This is a genomic window from Nostoc sp. NMS9 (assembly GCF_017114995.1).
Lineage (GTDB): Bacteria > Cyanobacteriota > Cyanobacteriia > Cyanobacteriales > Nostocaceae > Nostoc.
On the sequence record NZ_JABXKL010000029.1, the window covers coordinates 25,388 to 41,839 of the forward strand.

General features: G+C 40.4%; 12 protein-coding genes. 6 read left to right on the forward strand and 6 right to left on the reverse strand.

Annotated elements, in window-relative coordinates; all coding sequences use genetic code 11:
• Positions 1 to 8 precede the first annotated feature (8 nt).
• Positions 9 to 1,577: a sodium/solute symporter gene (locus tag HWQ40_RS10145; protein WP_292777256.1), complete on the reverse strand. Its 1,569-nt coding sequence runs from the start codon at positions 1,575 to 1,577 to the stop codon at positions 9 to 11.
• 191 nt (positions 1,578 to 1,768) lie between these two features.
• Positions 1,769 to 2,044, reverse strand: a complete 276-nt coding sequence (locus HWQ40_RS10150) for a DUF485 domain-containing protein (protein ID WP_094349845.1) — start codon at positions 2,042 to 2,044, stop codon at positions 1,769 to 1,771.
• A 527-nt stretch (positions 2,045 to 2,571) separates the two neighbouring features.
• On the opposite strand from HWQ40_RS10150, the gene HWQ40_RS10155 reads away from it, so the two are divergent.
• Together HWQ40_RS10155 and HWQ40_RS10160 are read left to right on the forward strand one after the other, a co-directional pair.
• Entirely contained in the window at positions 2,572 to 3,180 is a 609-nt protein-coding gene (locus HWQ40_RS10155; RefSeq protein ID WP_292777258.1) for a site-2 protease family protein, read from the forward strand.
• Positions 3,181 to 3,534: 354 nt separating this feature from the next.
• Entirely contained in the window at positions 3,535 to 5,184 is a 1,650-nt protein-coding gene (locus HWQ40_RS10160) for an ATP-binding protein (RefSeq protein ID WP_292777260.1), read from the forward strand.
• 149 nt (positions 5,185 to 5,333) lie between these two features.
• On the opposite strand, the gene HWQ40_RS10165 is transcribed toward HWQ40_RS10160, so the two are convergent.
• The 4 genes from HWQ40_RS10165 to HWQ40_RS10180 all read right to left on the reverse strand — a co-directional run bounded on the left by HWQ40_RS10165 (position 5,334) and on the right by HWQ40_RS10180 (position 11,199).
• On the reverse strand, positions 5,334 to 6,725 hold the full coding sequence (locus HWQ40_RS10165) for a hypothetical protein (protein WP_292777261.1): 1,392 nt from the start codon (positions 6,723 to 6,725) through the stop codon (positions 5,334 to 5,336).
• Positions 6,726 to 7,312: 587 nt separating this feature from the next.
• Positions 7,313 to 8,983: a phosphatidylglycerol lysyltransferase domain-containing protein gene (locus tag HWQ40_RS10170; RefSeq protein ID WP_292777263.1), complete on the reverse strand. Its 1,671-nt coding sequence runs from the start codon at positions 8,981 to 8,983 to the stop codon at positions 7,313 to 7,315.
• Between the two features lie 58 nt (positions 8,984 to 9,041).
• Positions 9,042 to 9,950, reverse strand: coding sequence for an alpha/beta hydrolase-fold protein (locus HWQ40_RS10175; protein ID WP_292777265.1), 909 nt, complete (start codon positions 9,948 to 9,950; stop codon positions 9,042 to 9,044).
• A 268-nt stretch (positions 9,951 to 10,218) separates the two neighbouring features.
• The gene (locus tag HWQ40_RS10180; protein ID WP_292777267.1) at positions 10,219 to 11,199 is read right to left on the reverse strand and encodes an alpha/beta hydrolase-fold protein; all 981 of its coding nucleotides are present in this window, start codon (positions 11,197 to 11,199) and stop codon (positions 10,219 to 10,221) included.
• A 157-nt stretch (positions 11,200 to 11,356) separates the two neighbouring features.
• Here HWQ40_RS10180 and HWQ40_RS10185 point away from each other — a divergent pair, with 157 nt between their 5' ends.
• The 4 genes from HWQ40_RS10185 (at position 11,357) to HWQ40_RS10200 (ending at position 16,220) form a co-directional block, all read left to right on the forward strand.
• Complete coding sequence (locus HWQ40_RS10185) at positions 11,357 to 12,289, forward strand: lysylphosphatidylglycerol synthase domain-containing protein (protein WP_292777301.1); 933 nt, start codon at positions 11,357 to 11,359, stop codon at positions 12,287 to 12,289.
• A 348-nt stretch (positions 12,290 to 12,637) separates the two neighbouring features.
• On the forward strand, positions 12,638 to 13,027 hold the full coding sequence (locus HWQ40_RS10190; RefSeq protein ID WP_292777269.1) for an agenet domain-containing protein: 390 nt from the start codon (positions 12,638 to 12,640) through the stop codon (positions 13,025 to 13,027).
• A gap of 160 nt (positions 13,028 to 13,187) precedes the next feature.
• On the forward strand, positions 13,188 to 13,562 hold the full coding sequence (locus HWQ40_RS10195) for a hypothetical protein (RefSeq protein ID WP_292777271.1): 375 nt from the start codon (positions 13,188 to 13,190) through the stop codon (positions 13,560 to 13,562).
• Between the two features lie 75 nt (positions 13,563 to 13,637).
• Positions 13,638 to 16,220: a tetratricopeptide repeat protein gene (locus tag HWQ40_RS10200; RefSeq protein ID WP_292777303.1), complete on the forward strand. Its 2,583-nt coding sequence runs from the start codon at positions 13,638 to 13,640 to the stop codon at positions 16,218 to 16,220.
• Positions 16,221 to 16,452: the final 232 nt, after the last annotated feature.

Sequence of the window (16,452 nt, forward strand, 5' to 3'; positions counted from 1 at the left end):
TCACAAAATCACATCTCAGAACCAATGTGAATGCGATCCTCTACTTCCGCAAATTTTTCCTGTGCCTGTTGTTCAGTACTCAATAGTGAAACGACAATCGCCACAATAAACGCCAGTGGGATACTGATTAATCCAGGATTTTTTAGCGGAAAGGGTGCAGAAGCGTGCTTGAGAATTGTAACTTGAATAGTAGGTGACAAATAAATCAGCACCAAAGATGAGACAGTACCTACTAACATACTCGCAACCGCACCGTTGGTAGTGAAGCGTCGCCAAAGCATTGATAAGAGCAACGCTGGAAAATTTGCACTCGCAGCGATCGCAAATGCTAAACCTACCATATAGGCTACATTTTGTCCTTTAAACAAGATGCCCAGGAATATCGCTACTAACCCCAAAAGCATTGTCGCACCGCGAGCCACCTTCAGCTGTTCTGACTCGTCGGCATGGCCAGAGCGCACCACATTCACCCACAAATCGTGGGACAATGCAGCTGCACCTGAGAGTGTCAACCCTGCGACAACTGCCAAAATCGTCGCAAAGGAAACAGCAGCAATAAAGCCTAAGAAAGCATCACCACCGAGAAATTCTGCCAACATCGGCGCAGCCATATTACCACCAGTACCAATTTGCTTGATGGCATCTTGACCTACTAGCACCATCGCTCCAAAACCCAGAATGAAGGTAAGGAGATAAAAAACGCCAATAATAGCTGTGGCATAAGTAACAGAGAGCCGCGCTGCTTTAGCGTCGGGTACTGTGTAGAAACGCATTAGGATGTGGGGTAATCCAGCAGTGCCGAACATCAACGACATCCCTAAAGAGATAGCATCAAAGGGATCGGAAACCAGTTTGCCTGGAGCTAATACACCTGTATACTTCTGGGATGCAGCAGCGAAAAGAGCGATCGGGTTAAAGCCAAATCGTGCCAGTACCAAGATAGCTAGTAAGACAGTTCCGCCAAGCAACAAAACTGCTTTGATAATTTGTACCCAAGTGGTGGCAATCATCCCGCCAAAAATCACATAAGCCATCATCACACAACCGACGATGACCACAGCTAATTCATAATCAAAACCAAACAGTAGTTTGATTAGCTCACCAGCACCTACCATCTGGGCAATTAAGTAAAAGCTAATTACTACCAGCGTTCCAATCGCAGAGGCGATACGTACAGGTTTTTGCTGCAAGCGATAAGCCACTACATCGGCAAAGGTGTATTTACCTAAGTTACGTAATGGTTCGGCAATTAGAAACATAACAATCGGCCAGCCCACCAGAAAGCCGATAGAATAAATTAAGCCATCAAAGCCGTTGAGTGCCACCAGCCCAGCTATACCTAAAAAGCTAGCTGCACTCATAAAGTCTCCTGCTAGGGCCAGCCCATTTTGGAAACCGCTGATCTTACCGCCAGCTGTATAGAACTGTGCAGTATTTTTGGTGAGCTTTGCCGCCCAATAGGTAATGCCTAGAGAACTTACAACAAACAGAAAGAAGAAAGCGATCGCTAACGGGTTAAACTTACCAAGACTAGTAATATCCGCCGCTAGTGGCAGATCGAACCACACACTATTCATGCTTTTTTGGTTTAGGATTTTGGATTTGGGACTAGAAATTGCTAATAGCTATTGGGCATGGGGCATGGGGCATTGGCCATTGGGAAAGAGGAGGCAGGAGGCAGAAGGCAGAAGGCAGGAGTTCTTTAATTTTGAATTTTGAATTTTAAATTTTGAATTGATTTCTCCCCCTCATCCCCCATTCCCAATTTTCATTTGCGTGTCAGCCTTGCGATTTGGTCGTCGTAACTGCTATTTGCCCAACGCACGTAGATAAAAATTAATACCCATGCTGAGACAATTACCAGCGCCCCCAGTAAAATTCCCAGGCTGAGACCAGGAACTACTAATGACCCCAGCAGGGGCTTATTGAACGCGATTAATAGGATAAAGCCAAAGTAAATAAACATCATGGCTCCAGTCAGAATCAAGGATACCCGCCAACGTTCAGCGGCGAGAGCCTGGAGAGCCTTTGTGCGATCGTTCATGTCTTCCTTTAGGTTGAGAAGATTAGGTCAGATTGTCTCATTGAAGCTGATTTCTGCGTAATTTTCTTAAAGATTGTTAGTAAATCTATTACTATATCAGGTAATAAAATTAACTTTGCAAAGTGATATACCCAAATAACAAGACAATAGCGACTCTGTTTTGAGTCAAGAAACATAAAACTATAGATGCGGTTAGACACAAATAAAGCCGATCTATTCAGTGATATGTTATTTTCTAGGCTTTAAGTAACTTTTTATACCTTTAACTAAAGCATTAACTCAGGAATTAAATTTTTATATACTAAAAAATAAAATAAATACGTAGTCCCTACCAGGCTTTAAAATCCTTCAAGTGTTATGAAATATTTTTTGAAGTTATTAAATCAACTGAGATTAATAAAAATAGTAAATTTTGATTTATAAAATATACCAAAAATCACCCTGGCAGATTAAGTAAATATTTTAATAGCATTTATATCAATAGCTTGTTATTCCACAGATGAAGCATTACCAAAATTTAGTAAAGTATGTTTATCGAAACACTCATCACAGAGCCGATTCATTTTTTTAGAATCGTTGCCATTGTCATATTTTCGATCACTTTGCATGAACTTGCTCACGGCTGGGCTGCGATGAGTCAGGGAGATAACACTCCACAACAGACTGGTCATCTGACGCTGAATCCTGTAGTTCACATGGGCAAAGAATCAATCATCTTTCTCTGTCTTATGGGTATAGCTTGGGGACAAATGCCCGTCAACCCATCTAAGTTTCGCTCTGGTAAGCTAGGCAACATTTTGGTATCGGCAGCCGGGCCATTATCAAATCTGACTTTAGGCGTTCTATTTATTATGGTGCTGAAATTTCTTTCTAATCTAAGTCTTTCAGAAATTTTGAGTGAGGATTTTTTTTATTTAGCAGCTCGGATTAATTTGACATTATTTCTGTTTAATCTCTTGCCAATTCCACCACTTGATGGATTTCATATTTTCAGTGAAATTTTTCCTCAGCTAAAGCCACTGCAATATAGCCAATTTGGACTCTTTGCCATGATGCTTATATTCATAATTCCAGAATTTGGGATGGGACTTGGTAGCATTGCTGAATTATTTATCCAGTCAGCATTGAGGATGTAAACAGCAATTTTTAGAAAAATACAAAAGCTTTGTAGGAATTGCAGGTTATTCTTACTTTGTAAAGCGCTACTTTCAAATCATTATTAATGATTTGAAAATTATTTACTACAGTATTATTTTGTTATTGTCTTTATAGATTATAAATAGTGTTATTGTTTTAATATCTTCACCCACAAGTCCTATTTATTCTGCAATTCGTCCAAGCTTTAGCTGTATTTTAGGTAACTGCTAATGATAGGCAGTTGCCGCACATGTTTTTTTAAGTAAAAGTACTGAAGAATAGTGGATAGGAATTACTTCAGTAATCTTAACATTGAAGTTAGTGGATATGCTTAGTTACCTTAAAGGCACAATTTGAGTGACAAGATTACTGTGTTTAATCTGGAAGATTTTTTTAACCTTTCATCTGACCTATTCTGTATCATCGGACAAGATGGTTTTTATGAGCAAGTGAATCCAGCATGGGAACAAGTGTTGGGATGGAAAGCGGAAAACTTAATCGGGTATCCGTGGCTGGGATTAGTGCATCCAGAGGATATCACAATCTGTCACTTGCCAACGGAACCACAGCAACAGTTGCACTGGGACAGCCGTTATCTTCATAAAGATGGTAGTTATAGGTGGTTGTGTTGGAGTTTATCAACTTCTGAAAAGGGACTCATTTATGCAGTAGGTAAAGACATCAGCCAACAACTACGGCGAATAGAAGCGCTGCAAACTGAACGCGAAAGCCTTTATAACCTACTCAATCAGTTACCAGCTTTTCTCTATCTGCAACCCAAGGATTACGGGGTGGGATTTTATAACCAACGCTTCCGCGACGTATTTGGAGATCCTACAGGGAAACGTTGTTACGAAGCGATCGCCGGCTTAAAGCAACCTTGTCCTGAATGTCCCACCTTTCACGTTTTTGACAGTAATGCTCCGCAACTCTGGGAATGGGTAGATAGTAAAACAGGCCGGGTATATCAGATTTACGATTATCCGTTCAAGGATATGAATGGTGAGCCGATGGTTGTGGAAATGGGTTTAGATATTACTGCTGTCAAAAAAGCAGAGGCTGCTTTGCGACAGCGAGAGCAAGAATTAACTCTAAAAAACCAACAACTTCAAGAAACCCTTGAACAATTACAAAAGACCCAAGCACAACTAATTCAAACAGAAAAAATGTCTTCTTTGGGACAATTAGTCGCGGGTGTAGCTCACGAAATTAATAATCCTATTAATTTTATCAATGGCAATATTACTCCTGCTAAAGAATACATTCAACAATTGCTAGAAATACTGCAACTTTACCAAAAAGAATATCCTCATCCAACACCAGTTATTCAGGAAGGAATAGAAGCGATCGAGTTAGATTTTGTCATTCAAGACCTACAAAAATTACTAGATTCCATGAAAATGGGCAGCGATCGCATTCGTAACATTGTACTGTCGTTGCGGAACTTCTCACGACTGGATGAAGCAGAAATGAAAGCAGTCGATATCCATAGCGGTATTGATAGTACGCTAATGATTCTGCAAAACCGCCTCAAAGCCAAGCCTGACAGTTCCCAAATCCAAATTATTAAAGAGTATGCTCAACTTCCTCTAATAGAGTGTTACGTCGGTCAACTTAACCAGGTATTTATGAATATCATCACTAACGCGATCGATGCTTTGGAAGAGTTATATGTCAATAACCAGGAGTTAAGTTGCAATCCGCAAATCACTATTAGTACTGGGTTACTCAACTCAGATTGGGTTGCTATTGAGATTGCTGACAATGGAGTGGGAATGTCACAAGAAGTTCAACAACGTCTATTCGATCCCTTCTTTACAACTAAAGTAGTAGGTAAGGGAACTGGTTTAGGGATGTCAATTAGTTATCAAATTGTCACAGAAAAACATCAGGGTCAACTGCGATGTATTTCATCTCTAGGAGAAGGAGCAACGTTTATAATTGAGATTCCTATTCGACAAAATAAATCCATACAGCCAAATTTACTGGCTGACAATAAATAAATGCAACAATACTAAAAATCCATAATTTTTTGGGATTTTACATAAGGTTTTCCAGCAGTTATAAACTAGAATCATAATATATGTTTGTAGTGACACAACTATTTGTACCACTACTGTGTAATCAGCAAAAATTATAATTGCTATATAATCTAATTATCTATACTGGCAGAAAGAATTTTACTGTAATATTCAGTTTTTGCATAGATGCTAATAATACTATCACTAACTGCAAAAAAAGTACCTTTTTGCTCATTTTTAGAAAATTGCAAATTTGGGTATTTCGCAGCAGCTTCGTCAGCGGTCATGGCTTTGGCTTCGATTTCATCTGGTAATAATCCAGTAGAACCAATGTAAAAGACTAAAGGAGATATTTTATCTTGGTAGATATTTTCTGCATATTCTTCTAACTTGTTATTTGCCACCGTTAAAGCTGCAACCATTTCTTCTTTGCCGATCTGCTTCCCATTTTGTTTATCCTGTAATAACTGCGCCAAACTATCAGCAGTAACTTTCTTAAGAATACCTCCAACAATGCCATTTTGCTCAAGCCCAAGAAAATTATCAAAAATTGGTTTCATCAACTCGTCAACTTTTGTAATCTTGATACGTGATGACAATAACCTGTGCCTAACAGCGAGATTCTCATGAAATACCATATCAAAACTCGGCTTCATGATAATTTCTCCAGTTTCTTTGTCATAAAGGCGATACATTTTATTGAAAAACTTGTTAGCAGAAGGGAACTTACTCAGGTTCAGAATATCTTGACTGCCAATATCGATTTTATAGCTCAATTTTGAGTCAATAGTACCATTGACTAAAGCTTGGTTGATGTCAGTGTATTCGTTAGTTGTAGGAAAGTTGATGTAAATATTTTTAGACAGATAGTGCTTTTTAAACTCATCTAATTGTGTCTCGATAAATACATCTGACTCTTTTTTCAAGTGAGCGCAAATAATACTAGTCAGTACTTTAATTTCTGCTAGTTCATTAAATAGTCCATCAATACTGCTGTAACTACTATTAGCAGCTACAAGTGGCAAATTATCTAACTGAATCGTATGTTCTAACTGGAAATCAAATTTTTCTGCATCCAGTATGCCTTTTTCTTTGAGTAAATCAAAGACTTTTTTACTGCTAATTTTGACTTGTAATGACTTTACGTTGATTATGCCGTCACTTACAATTGTGTAATTATTAAAGGTGTTGAGGTCATTTACTAATAACCCTGCTACTTCAATGGTAGGAGTTTGGTCTTCAAATTTAGCAAGTTTAACTCTACGTTTGACAAGCATATTGATAGTAGCAGTATTGCGGTTAAACTGAAACTCGCCCATACCAACATAGTCAGGATCATCTATATATTCTGTTATCAACCAAGGTTGGAGCAGTTCTCCATTTTCGTTTCTAACACCTCTAATACGTTTAATACCTGTTCTTTGATAAGATTCTTGTAGGTGCTTAATATTGATAATAATATTATTACGGTATTGTGCAAAAATTTGGATTAGTTCTACTAGAAAAATCTGATTATTTGTCATATTGCCACCTTCCATATAAAGGTCAAGAATCTTTTATAGCTACGGTTATTGAAGTTTATTAATATTCCAAAATAAGCTATTATAACCGTACTAATTTAAAGTAAAAATACACAATTATTTGATTACCAAACTTTGTACACAGTTTGGTAAGTTCGTGGATAATTGAGGGTTTAAGTTTAAACGCATAGGCGCTTCGCCTTCCCGTAGGGTAGGAGCGCAAAGTATAGCACAGAGGAGCGCAAAGTTTGTTTGAGTTTATTCGCTACGAACTTAGGCAAAGCTGTACTTCGCATTGCATACTTATCAGACATTCATACTTTTATAGTACAATTGTATCATACAAATACCAAGTTGTGTCGGCATAGCCCCTAGTAGATATCGTTGTGCAATGAGGTGTTATGGTATAAAGCAATTCGGTCAAAATCATTGCGAATTTTTTGAGTCCACATTTATTTTTACCCCACCCTAACCCTCTCCTTGGAAAGGGGAGGGAACCAGATTTTTCTTGTTTCCCCCCTTGTAAAGGGGGGATTAAGGGGGGTGATAATGTGATTAAAATTACAGCTAACTACTTTTCAAACAACCTCTTAGGCTCCGGGTTTGAAATAATCGAAGAGGCGATCGCCTGAATCTGCGCGAATCAATGCTACAACTACATCTGGTAAGGTGGCTAAACTGGGGTAAACCAAATAACGCGGTTCCCAACGAGGGCGGAATTTGTCTTTGTAGGCGTGCAGTCCCTTGAAGTTGTAAAAGCGATTCAAATGGTCGTAAAGATAGTGCAATACTTTTTCCAAGCGGCGCGATTCGGGGTTGTCTCCAACTCCAGCAAGCGCAGAAAGACCAAAATTAAAGCTGTCGTAACCACACTCTTTAAAATGCTGGAGTAGGGAAATAAATAGAAAGTCCATTGTGCCATTTTCAAGAGATGAGCGATGTCGCATCATATCAATAGTCGCTTCGTTAAGTTGATACTCCTGGATAATGTTGGCAAAGGCGCTAATCTGACCTTCGGGATTATACACCACAGCAATCTCGCACTCTCGCAGGTAAGCTTCGTCAAACCAACCCAAAGAAAATTGTTTTTCTGAACCTTGTACCATTTTCAACCATTCATCACTTATAGGTTTGAGGAGGTGCAATAAATCATTGGTGATGGGTGGTTGGTAAAAGTCGATTTGGTATCCTAGCTTAGTTAAACGACTAATTGATGGTCTAAAGTTTTTACCGGCTTTACCTTGTAACGTAAAACTTTTTAAGTCAACGATCGCTTCTTCTCCAATCTTGAGTACCTTAAACCCCAACGATTTGTAAAGCTCAACATCATCGGGCATAGTTTGGTAAAAGCCAGGATACCAGTCGTTACGCTGACAAAACTGCCAGAAAGCAACAATTGTCTCTTTGCGGTCTTCAATGGGGCCGATGGGATCTCCCAAGGCGATCGCACCCCGTCCTTTGGGAACATAAGCAATTACACTATTACCCGAAGGACTAAAATAATAACTTTTATCATTTAAGAGTGTAAGCGCTGCTAAAGAAGAACATCCATATTGCTCGACAATTTCTTTAGCTCTTTGTCGCTCATTTGTAGTTGCTATATTCCGCCAAAACACAGGTTGCAAGAGCATTACTATTGCATAAGTAATAGTACCTGCGGCAATAATATAGATAGAATTAGCAAAAAATTCTCCAAATCGACTCTTTGGTTGCAGTCCCCAATTATCCTCGGTGAAGAACATCGCTAAAGTCTGAACTATCGCTTCACGCCAATTAAAATTCTCTGAAAATTTGCCGTCTAACAAGTAAAATCCAATAGTTCCGTATGCCAGGGTAAATAATAAAGCGCCTATCAGCACTCTAACTCCCCGTGCAATGGAAGGACGGTCTGATTGCGCCGTGAAAAAATGGCGCATCAAGATTAATTGCACTAGCAAAACTCCAGAGAGTAGACTTTCTTCATAGTCCAGTCCCTTCAGCAAGTGGCTGCAAATGGAAATTATTAGTAGAGCAATGGTTAGTAACCAGGCTATTCTTTTCCGGCGTAATAAATTAGTAGCAAGTGTTAATAAAACAAACCCAGTCAATGCTGCAAATATATGACCACTGGCACGAATTTCAAATGGTAAAAATTCCTTTAACCAGTGAGTCCGCCCATACAGGTTAGGTGTCACTGCTGATAATAAATTTACTACTCCGACTAAACCTGTTAGGAAAGCTGCACTCCAAAGTCCAATCTGAGTTTTTAAATTATTTGTCATTTTTCATTAGTAGTTAGGAGTGAGGAGTTAGAAGTTAGGAGTTTTCAATTTTTAACTCTTAACTCCTAACTCCTAACTTTTTAAACTGTTCTCCGACATAGGTGAGTGAATCTTTTAGATGTTTGTGAAAGTAGTTCCAACCTACATTTGCACCAGACAAACCATGACCTCCAGGAAATGCATAAAATACGTGAGTAATGCCTAACTTATTTAAGGTTTCGTTGAAGGTTTTGGTAGAGGCTAGCAAATTAGTATCGTTCAAACCCGCATCTAGATAAACACGCAATCGCTTCCTATCTTGAACTGGTAGCTGTTGCACAATTTGTTGAGGACTATTTTGTGAACCGCTGTCATCAGTAAAGTAACCGCTATGGCTAAACAAAATCTGAAAGTTGTTGAGATAGCGTAATCCGATATTAAATGCACCCCATCCTCCAGAAGATAGACCTCCTAGCGCCCAAAATTGGGGTTCTTCCAAAGTGCGGTAGCGCGACTTGACAACTTGTACTAATTCTGAACCAATCAAAGTCCCCACTTTGCCATTCGGCCCATCAAAGTAATCGGGGTCGTATAAAGGACTAGAACCGCGATTATCATTACCATCAGGTGTAATCACAATCGATGGCGGTAATTTTCCACTTTGATAAAGTTCATGCAATACGTCTAAGAGTGCATATTTATCAGCATAAGCACGAGCATCATCATGACCACCGTGTAGTAAGAATATCACAGGGTAGCGCTTTTGTGGATTTTTGCTATAACTAGGGGGCAAAATCACGCCGTAGTTACGGACTGCACCCATCGCTTGGGAGTTGAAGGTTGCTAATTGAAACTTTAGTCCAATATTTGCCTCTTTTTTGGGTGGGTCTAGTTGTGGCGCACCTAAGATGAATACATAATAATAACCAGCAGTAGTAAGAAGTGCGATCGCTCCTACCAAGCTAATTAACAATTTATAAATCTTCATATTCTTTATATTCTTTTAACTTTAAAAAAAATCACCTCCATTAGAACTTACTATAATGAATCTTTTGAAAAATGGCAGTATAGTTTTTCACCTTGAATTTTAAGTATCAACTGCTCGGCAAAATAGTATTATTTCTACTCTTAGTCTGTCAAGTTTAAATTCATGGGTAAGCAAGTTCGTAGTAAGGACTTCACTCCTTAATTTTCTAAGCACTAAAGTGCTTACTACAAATTTTTTATTACTAGCTTAGACATTGCGCTATGGATTTTTAATTCTTTTGAGCATTTTTTTTATGATTAATACTTAAATTTTTCTCAGCCATATTTGCTGTTTCGGAAGCTCGAAATTGTTCGCCGACAAATGTCAATGAATTTGCTAAATGTTTCCGCCAGTATTGCCAAGTGTGACTGCCAGGAAACTGACGAAATGAATTATAAATTTTCAGTTGTTCTAGTACTTTATTAAATCGCTTTGCTTCGCGGATTTCATCAATATCTGATGTACCCGAATCTAGGTAAATCTTTAACCTTTTTTGAGCTTGTTGGGGAATGGTTTTAATATAAAATATTGGGCTATTTGCTGGCCCACTTTTATCATTGAAATAACCACTATGACTAAATAAAATCGAGAAACGATCTACGTTGTGTAATCCCACATTGATTGCTCCCCAACCACCAGAAGATAAACCACCTATCGCCCAAAAATCTGGATTATTTATTGTACGATAACGGCTTTGCACGACTTTTACTAACTCATCGCCTACGGCTGTAGAGACTTTACCGTTAGGGCCATCGATATATTCGGGATCTCGGTAAGGACTAGAGCCACGCTTGTCGTTGCCATCTGGTGTAATGATGATGCTGGGTGGCAACTTACCTGTAGTATAAAGTTGTTCTACAGTCTTGAGAGCTTGTCCCTTATTCTGAATAAACCAATCAGTGGGATTACCATGTCCACCGTGGAGGAGAAAGATTACAGGATACCTTTGTTTTGAGTTTTGCTCATAGCCAGGAGGTAAAGAAACGCCATAAGTGCGACTTGCACCCATTGCTTGACTATCGTAGGTTTCAATTTTATAGGTTAGGAGAGTCGCTGAGTTGCTAGTATTGCGCTGGGTTGGAAGAACGGAAGGCGTTGTTTGTAAATCTTGCTGTTGCGGTGGTTTTGCGACGACACCTTGAGAGAAATTACAGCCAACTAGGGTTAATACTGAAAATAGCAAGAAAATTTTAGATTGTTTGTAGTTCATCTTTGAAGGACATTGGTTAAACAGAGCATTATTGGGTAGAGTCGATGCTTGCCTTCAAAAGCTTATGCAAATGATATGTCGATGCTGTGTCAACAGGATGGAAACTTTGCGACTGGTTGTAAATTAAAAGTCAAGAGTTAGGATAAGTTTCTTCATGATGCTTAAAAAGCTGCGACTCAATTTCAGTTCTTTGTTTGGCTTGTTGCTGCTGGTGCTTTCCCTGTTGGCGATCGCTAACGAATTACGTGAGTATAATTATCGTGACATCCTCCACTCTCTAGCTGCTATCCCCAAAAGCCGCTTAAGCTGGGCAATTTGGCTGACAGCTTTGGGCTATTTAGTGATGATTGGGTACGATATCTTAGGTTTTAACTACATTAATCGTTCTTTAAGTTGGAATAAGATAGCTTTCACTAACTTTATTAGCTCTGCATTTAGTAATACCATCGGTTTTGCTTTGCTGACTGGCAGTGCTATCCGTTATCGATTTTACTCAAGTTGGGGAGTGTCAGCAGTAGCGATCGCTCAAGTAATTGCTTTCGCCAATTTCACTTTTTGGTTGGGGATGTTTGCTGTTGCAGGTTTCTTGTTCCTCATCAACCCCCTGAAGATTCCTACTCAATTACATTTACCTTTTGCTACTGTGCGTCCCATCGGCGTAATTTTTCTACTATTAGTTGCGGCTTATTTATTAGGAAGTATTTTTATTAAACAACCATTAATAATTCGTGGGCATGAATTTCGATTTCCTTCTTTTAAAATATCTCTGCTTCAAATAGCAATTTCTAGTTTTGACTGGATTCTTGCGGCGGCAGTTCTTTATGCTTTACTTCCTAGCAATATATCTTTGTCATATCTAAACTTTTTGGGAATCTATTTACTAGCGATGTTTGCAGGTGTAGTTAGTAATGTACCCGGTGGTTTAGGAGTATTTGAAACTATAATTTTGCTGATTCTCTCCTCAAAGGTTTCGGCAGCGGCAGTTTTGGGTTCAATGTTAGCTTATCGGGGAGTCTACTATTTCTTACCTTTGCTAGTAGCAGCAGGTTTGCTAGGAATTTATGAAATTAGATTTAGATCGGGGAATTAAACGATAGACCTCTTGCATGAATCAAAAGCCCTCATCCCCCAACCCCTTCTCCCTAAGTTGGGAGAAGGGGAGCAAATTTCAAAGTCCCTCTCCCAAGCTTGGGAGAGGGATTTAGGGTGAGGGCTTTTGATGTCAAATTTGTAAAATCAGTAACTACTGTTATTTTTAAATGCGGAATCCTGCGGTGCTATCTTCACATTCGGCGGCAGAAATTCCTAATTTTTGCTGAGGCGCTCGCTAAACAAATCTCACAAAAATAGTAACAGTTAGTTGTAAATTTTGAAGTAGATTTCCATAAATCATCATCAAAATTCAGTTTTACTTTACTGTTTAAGGATAGAAATAATCATGAAAAACAAAGTATTGTTTGGCGCTATATTCATGGCAACTTGGGTAGGAACATTAATTCCTAGCGCTTTTGCTGCCTCACCCTGTTCTGTGGGACAAAAGGCTGAGGTTCTTTGGAAAGAAGCATGGTATCCAGCTACGGTACTTAAGGTTAATGATGAGAAGTGCTATATTACCTACGATGGTTATGATAGTTCCTGGAATGAATGGGTTGGCACTACACGCTTTCGGGCATCATTTCAAACTGGAGATGCAGTAAGAATTTTGTGGAAGGGAAAATGGTATCCAGGGCAGGTTTTAGAAGTTAGTAACGATCTTTATAAAATTACTTATGATGGCTACGATAGCTCTTGGGATGAGTGGGTTGAACCTGCAAGGGTAAGTAGATAGGGAATATTTCATTTTTATAATTTGGAAGGGACGATTTCACTTGTTGGAGTCGTCCCTTAAATTGTTTTATAATTTATTCTGTTATTTGCTCTCCATTACGTGTTTAGGGGCTGTTAGACTGAGAGCCATTAAGTAAAATCTCGTGTATTTTGGCAAACTTATGGAGCCAGTATCACTCACCGCAGCTGCGATCGCCACTTTGGTAATCACCAAAGCCTTTGAAAAAACTGGTGAAATCATCGGCGAAAAGGCTTGGGATGAAGGCGAAAAATTGTTAGTTCTGCTCAAACGCAAGGAACCTAGCACGGCGAAGGTTATCGAACAGGCTAAAACACAACCTTTAGATTATGGTCAAGCTTATCTTATTGGGCAGCAGGTAGAGGAAGCGGCAAAGAAAGATGATGAAATTGCTCAAGCTGTCGCAGCATTGGCTAAAGAAGCTCAACCGCAATTGACTCAAACTATTGAAAACTATAAAGGGATAATCATTAAAGGCGGAACTAATACTGTTTCTGGCAATACCTTTAACTTCTGACTACAGTCGCCCGAACGGGAACGGGTAAAGTCAAATCCCTCTACTGAAATACCGCAAAATTTGCCCCTGAGTGGGGTGGTGGAATTTATTGGACGTGAAGAAGAATTGCAAAATCTTCACCAACTTTTGCAGGATAAAAGACAAGTTGCGATCGCAGCTATTTCTGGTATGGGTGGAGTTGGTAAAACAGAACTCGCCCTACAATATGCCATCCAGCAACGCAAAACATATAACGGTGGGCTTTGCTGGTTGCTACCAAAAACTGGGGATATGGGCATTCAAGTTGTGCAGTTTGCGAGAACGCAGCTTGATTTAAAGCCGCCAGAAGATTTTGATATACTCGCCCAAGTGCAATTCTGTTGGCGGCGTTGGCGTGAGGGCGAGGTGCTGCTAGTGCTGGATGATGTCAGCGACTACGAGCAAGTTAAGCCTTATCTACCGTCGTCATCTTCTCGGTTTAAAGTGTTGATGACTACGCGCCAGAAGCTGGGACGCATCGCACAATTATCTTTGGATGTGCTGCAACCAGAGGCGGCGCTGGAGTTATTAAAGTCTTTACTCAAAGAAACACCGGGGCGAATTGAAAAAGAATTAGCTTTAGCAAATCAGTTGTGTGAATGGCTGGGATATTTACCTTTGGGTGTGGAATTAGTAGGGCGCTATCTGGCGTGGAAACAGGATTTATCTTTAGCAGAAATGTTGCGGCGGTTGGAGAACAAGCGATTAGATGAGCGTTCCCTCTCTAAATCTAAGTCGGAAGCCGATATGACAGCACAACGTGGTGTGTTAGCAGCTTTTGAGTTGAGTTGGCAGGAATTAGAGGACGACGATAAACAATTGGGCTGTTTATTGAGTTTATTTGCCGCCGCACCCATACCTTGGAAGTTGGTGGAACAGTGTCTACCAGAAGAAGATGCCGAAGATTTAGAGGAAATTAGAGATTATAGCCTGCTGAATCTGCATTTACTCCAGCGCAAAGGTGAGGGAATCTATCAACTACATCCACTGTTGCGGGAGTTTTTTCAATATAAGCTTACAGGTTTAGAACAGGCAGAGGAATTTAAGCGATCGCTTTGTCGGGTAATGGTAGCGATCGCCAAAGATATTTCTGAAACTCCCACCCTTGAGCAAATCACCATTGTCTCTCCGGTCATACCTCATATAGCTGAGGTAGCGAAGAATCTGATTCAATACGTCAGCGATGATGATTTAATTTGGGCATTCGTCGGAAACGCTCGATTTTACGATGGTCGAGGGTTGTATAACCAAGCTTTCCCTTGGTACAAGCAGTGTCTAGAAGTTACCAAAAAACGCTTAGGAGAGGAACACCCATTTGTTGCAGAAAGCCTCAACAACCTAGCATTACTCTACAACTCCCAGGGCAGATACAGCGAAGCAGAACCCCTTTTAATTCAAGCATTGGCACTCAGGCGCAAGTTGCTGGGAGAGGAACATCCAGATGTCGCCGTTAGCCTCAACAATCTAGCGGGACTCTACAGATATCAAGGCAGATACAGCGAAGCCAAACCCCTTTACATCCAAGCTTTAGGACTCTGGCGCAAGCTGCTGGGAGAAGAACATCCATCTGTCGCACGTAGCCTAAACAACCTAGCGGCATTGTACGTATCTCAAGGCAGATACAGCGAAGCCGAACCCCTTTACATCCAAGCATTGGCACTCAGGCGCAAACTGCTGGGAGAAGAACATCCAGATGTCGCACTTAACCTCAACAACCTAGCAAGACTCTACGACTGCCAAGGCAGATACAGCGAAGCCGAACCCCTCTACATCCAAGCATTGGCACTCAGGCGCAAACTGCTGGGAGAAGAACATCCATCTGTCGCACTTAGCCTCAACAACCTAGCGAGACTCTACGAATCCCAAAGCAGATACAGCGAAGCCGAACCCCTTTTAATCCAAGCTTTGGCACTTAGGCACCAACTGCTGGGAGCAGAACATCCAGATGTCGCCGTTAGCCTCAACAACCTAGCGTTACTCTACTACTCCCAAGACAGATACAGCGAAGCCGAACCTCTTTTAATTCAAGCTTTGGCACTCTGGCGCAAGCTGCTGGGAGAAGAACATCCAGATGTCGCTACTAGCCTCAACAACCTAGCGTTATTCTACGACTCCCAAGGCAGATACAGCGAAGCTGAACCCTTGTACATCGAAGCTTTGGCACTCAGCCGTCAACTGCTGGGAGAAGAACATCCAGATGTCGCCTCTAGCCTCAACAACCTAGCGGCATTCTACGACTCCCAAGGCAGATACAGCGAAGCCGAACCCCTTTACATCCAAGCTTTGGCACTCAGGCGTCAACTGCTGGGAGAAGAACACCCATTTGTTGCAGAAAGCCTCAACAATCTAGCAGTACTCTACTTTTCTCAAGGCAGATACAGCGAAGCCGAAACCCTTTTAATCCAAGCATTGGCGCTCAGGCGCAAACTGCTGGGAGAAAAACATCCAGATGTCGCCTGTAGCCTCAACAATATGGCAAAACTCTACTACTTACAAGGACGTTACACCGAAGTTGAACCGTTGTATTTGCAAGCTTTGGAGATTTTTGAGCAACGATTAGGGGTAAGTCATTCCCGCACTATCAAGTGTTGTGAAAATTTGGCAAGTCTTCGCGATCGCCTCCCCCAAAATCCAGAATAAGCTAGTTTTGTGCAAAGCCTACCGTGATAAAACTGAAAAGCGCGATCGCCTAGACTAAAATTCATATTGAACTAAGTAAAAATGCCATTCGACTTACTCAAAATGAGCTTTTACTTTCTCAAAATAAGCTTTTACTTTCTCAAACCCCAGTTTGCTTTCTCATTTTGGTGTTTTCCGCAAGCAAAATAAGCTTTTACTTATTCAAACTCCAGTTTGCTTACTCATTTTGGTG

Bases quoted from the DNA above. Each gene is read 5' to 3' on its own strand.
- HWQ40_RS10145 (WP_292777256.1), bottom strand. From the start codon at position 1,577: ATGAATAGTGTGTGGTTCGATCTGCCACTAGCGGCGGATATTACTAGT.
- HWQ40_RS10175 (WP_292777265.1), bottom strand. From the start codon at position 9,950: ATGAAGATTTATAAATTGTTAATTAGCTTGGTAGGAGCGATCGCACTT.
- HWQ40_RS10190 (WP_292777269.1), top strand. From the start codon at position 12,638: ATGAAAAACAAAGTATTGTTTGGCGCTATATTCATGGCAACTTGGGTA.
- HWQ40_RS10180 (WP_292777267.1), bottom strand. From the start codon at position 11,199: ATGAACTACAAACAATCTAAAATTTTCTTGCTATTTTCAGTATTAACC.
- HWQ40_RS10150 (WP_094349845.1), bottom strand. From the start codon at position 2,044: ATGAACGATCGCACAAAGGCTCTCCAGGCTCTCGCCGCTGAACGTTGG.
- HWQ40_RS10170 (WP_292777263.1), bottom strand. From the start codon at position 8,983: ATGACAAATAATTTAAAAACTCAGATTGGACTTTGGAGTGCAGCTTTC.
- HWQ40_RS10165 (WP_292777261.1), bottom strand. From the start codon at position 6,725: ATGACAAATAATCAGATTTTTCTAGTAGAACTAATCCAAATTTTTGCA.
- HWQ40_RS10195 (WP_292777271.1), top strand. From the start codon at position 13,188: ATGGAGCCAGTATCACTCACCGCAGCTGCGATCGCCACTTTGGTAATC.
- HWQ40_RS10155 (WP_292777258.1), top strand. From the start codon at position 2,572: ATGTTTATCGAAACACTCATCACAGAGCCGATTCATTTTTTTAGAATC.
- HWQ40_RS10185 (WP_292777301.1), top strand. From the start codon at position 11,357: ATGCTTAAAAAGCTGCGACTCAATTTCAGTTCTTTGTTTGGCTTGTTG.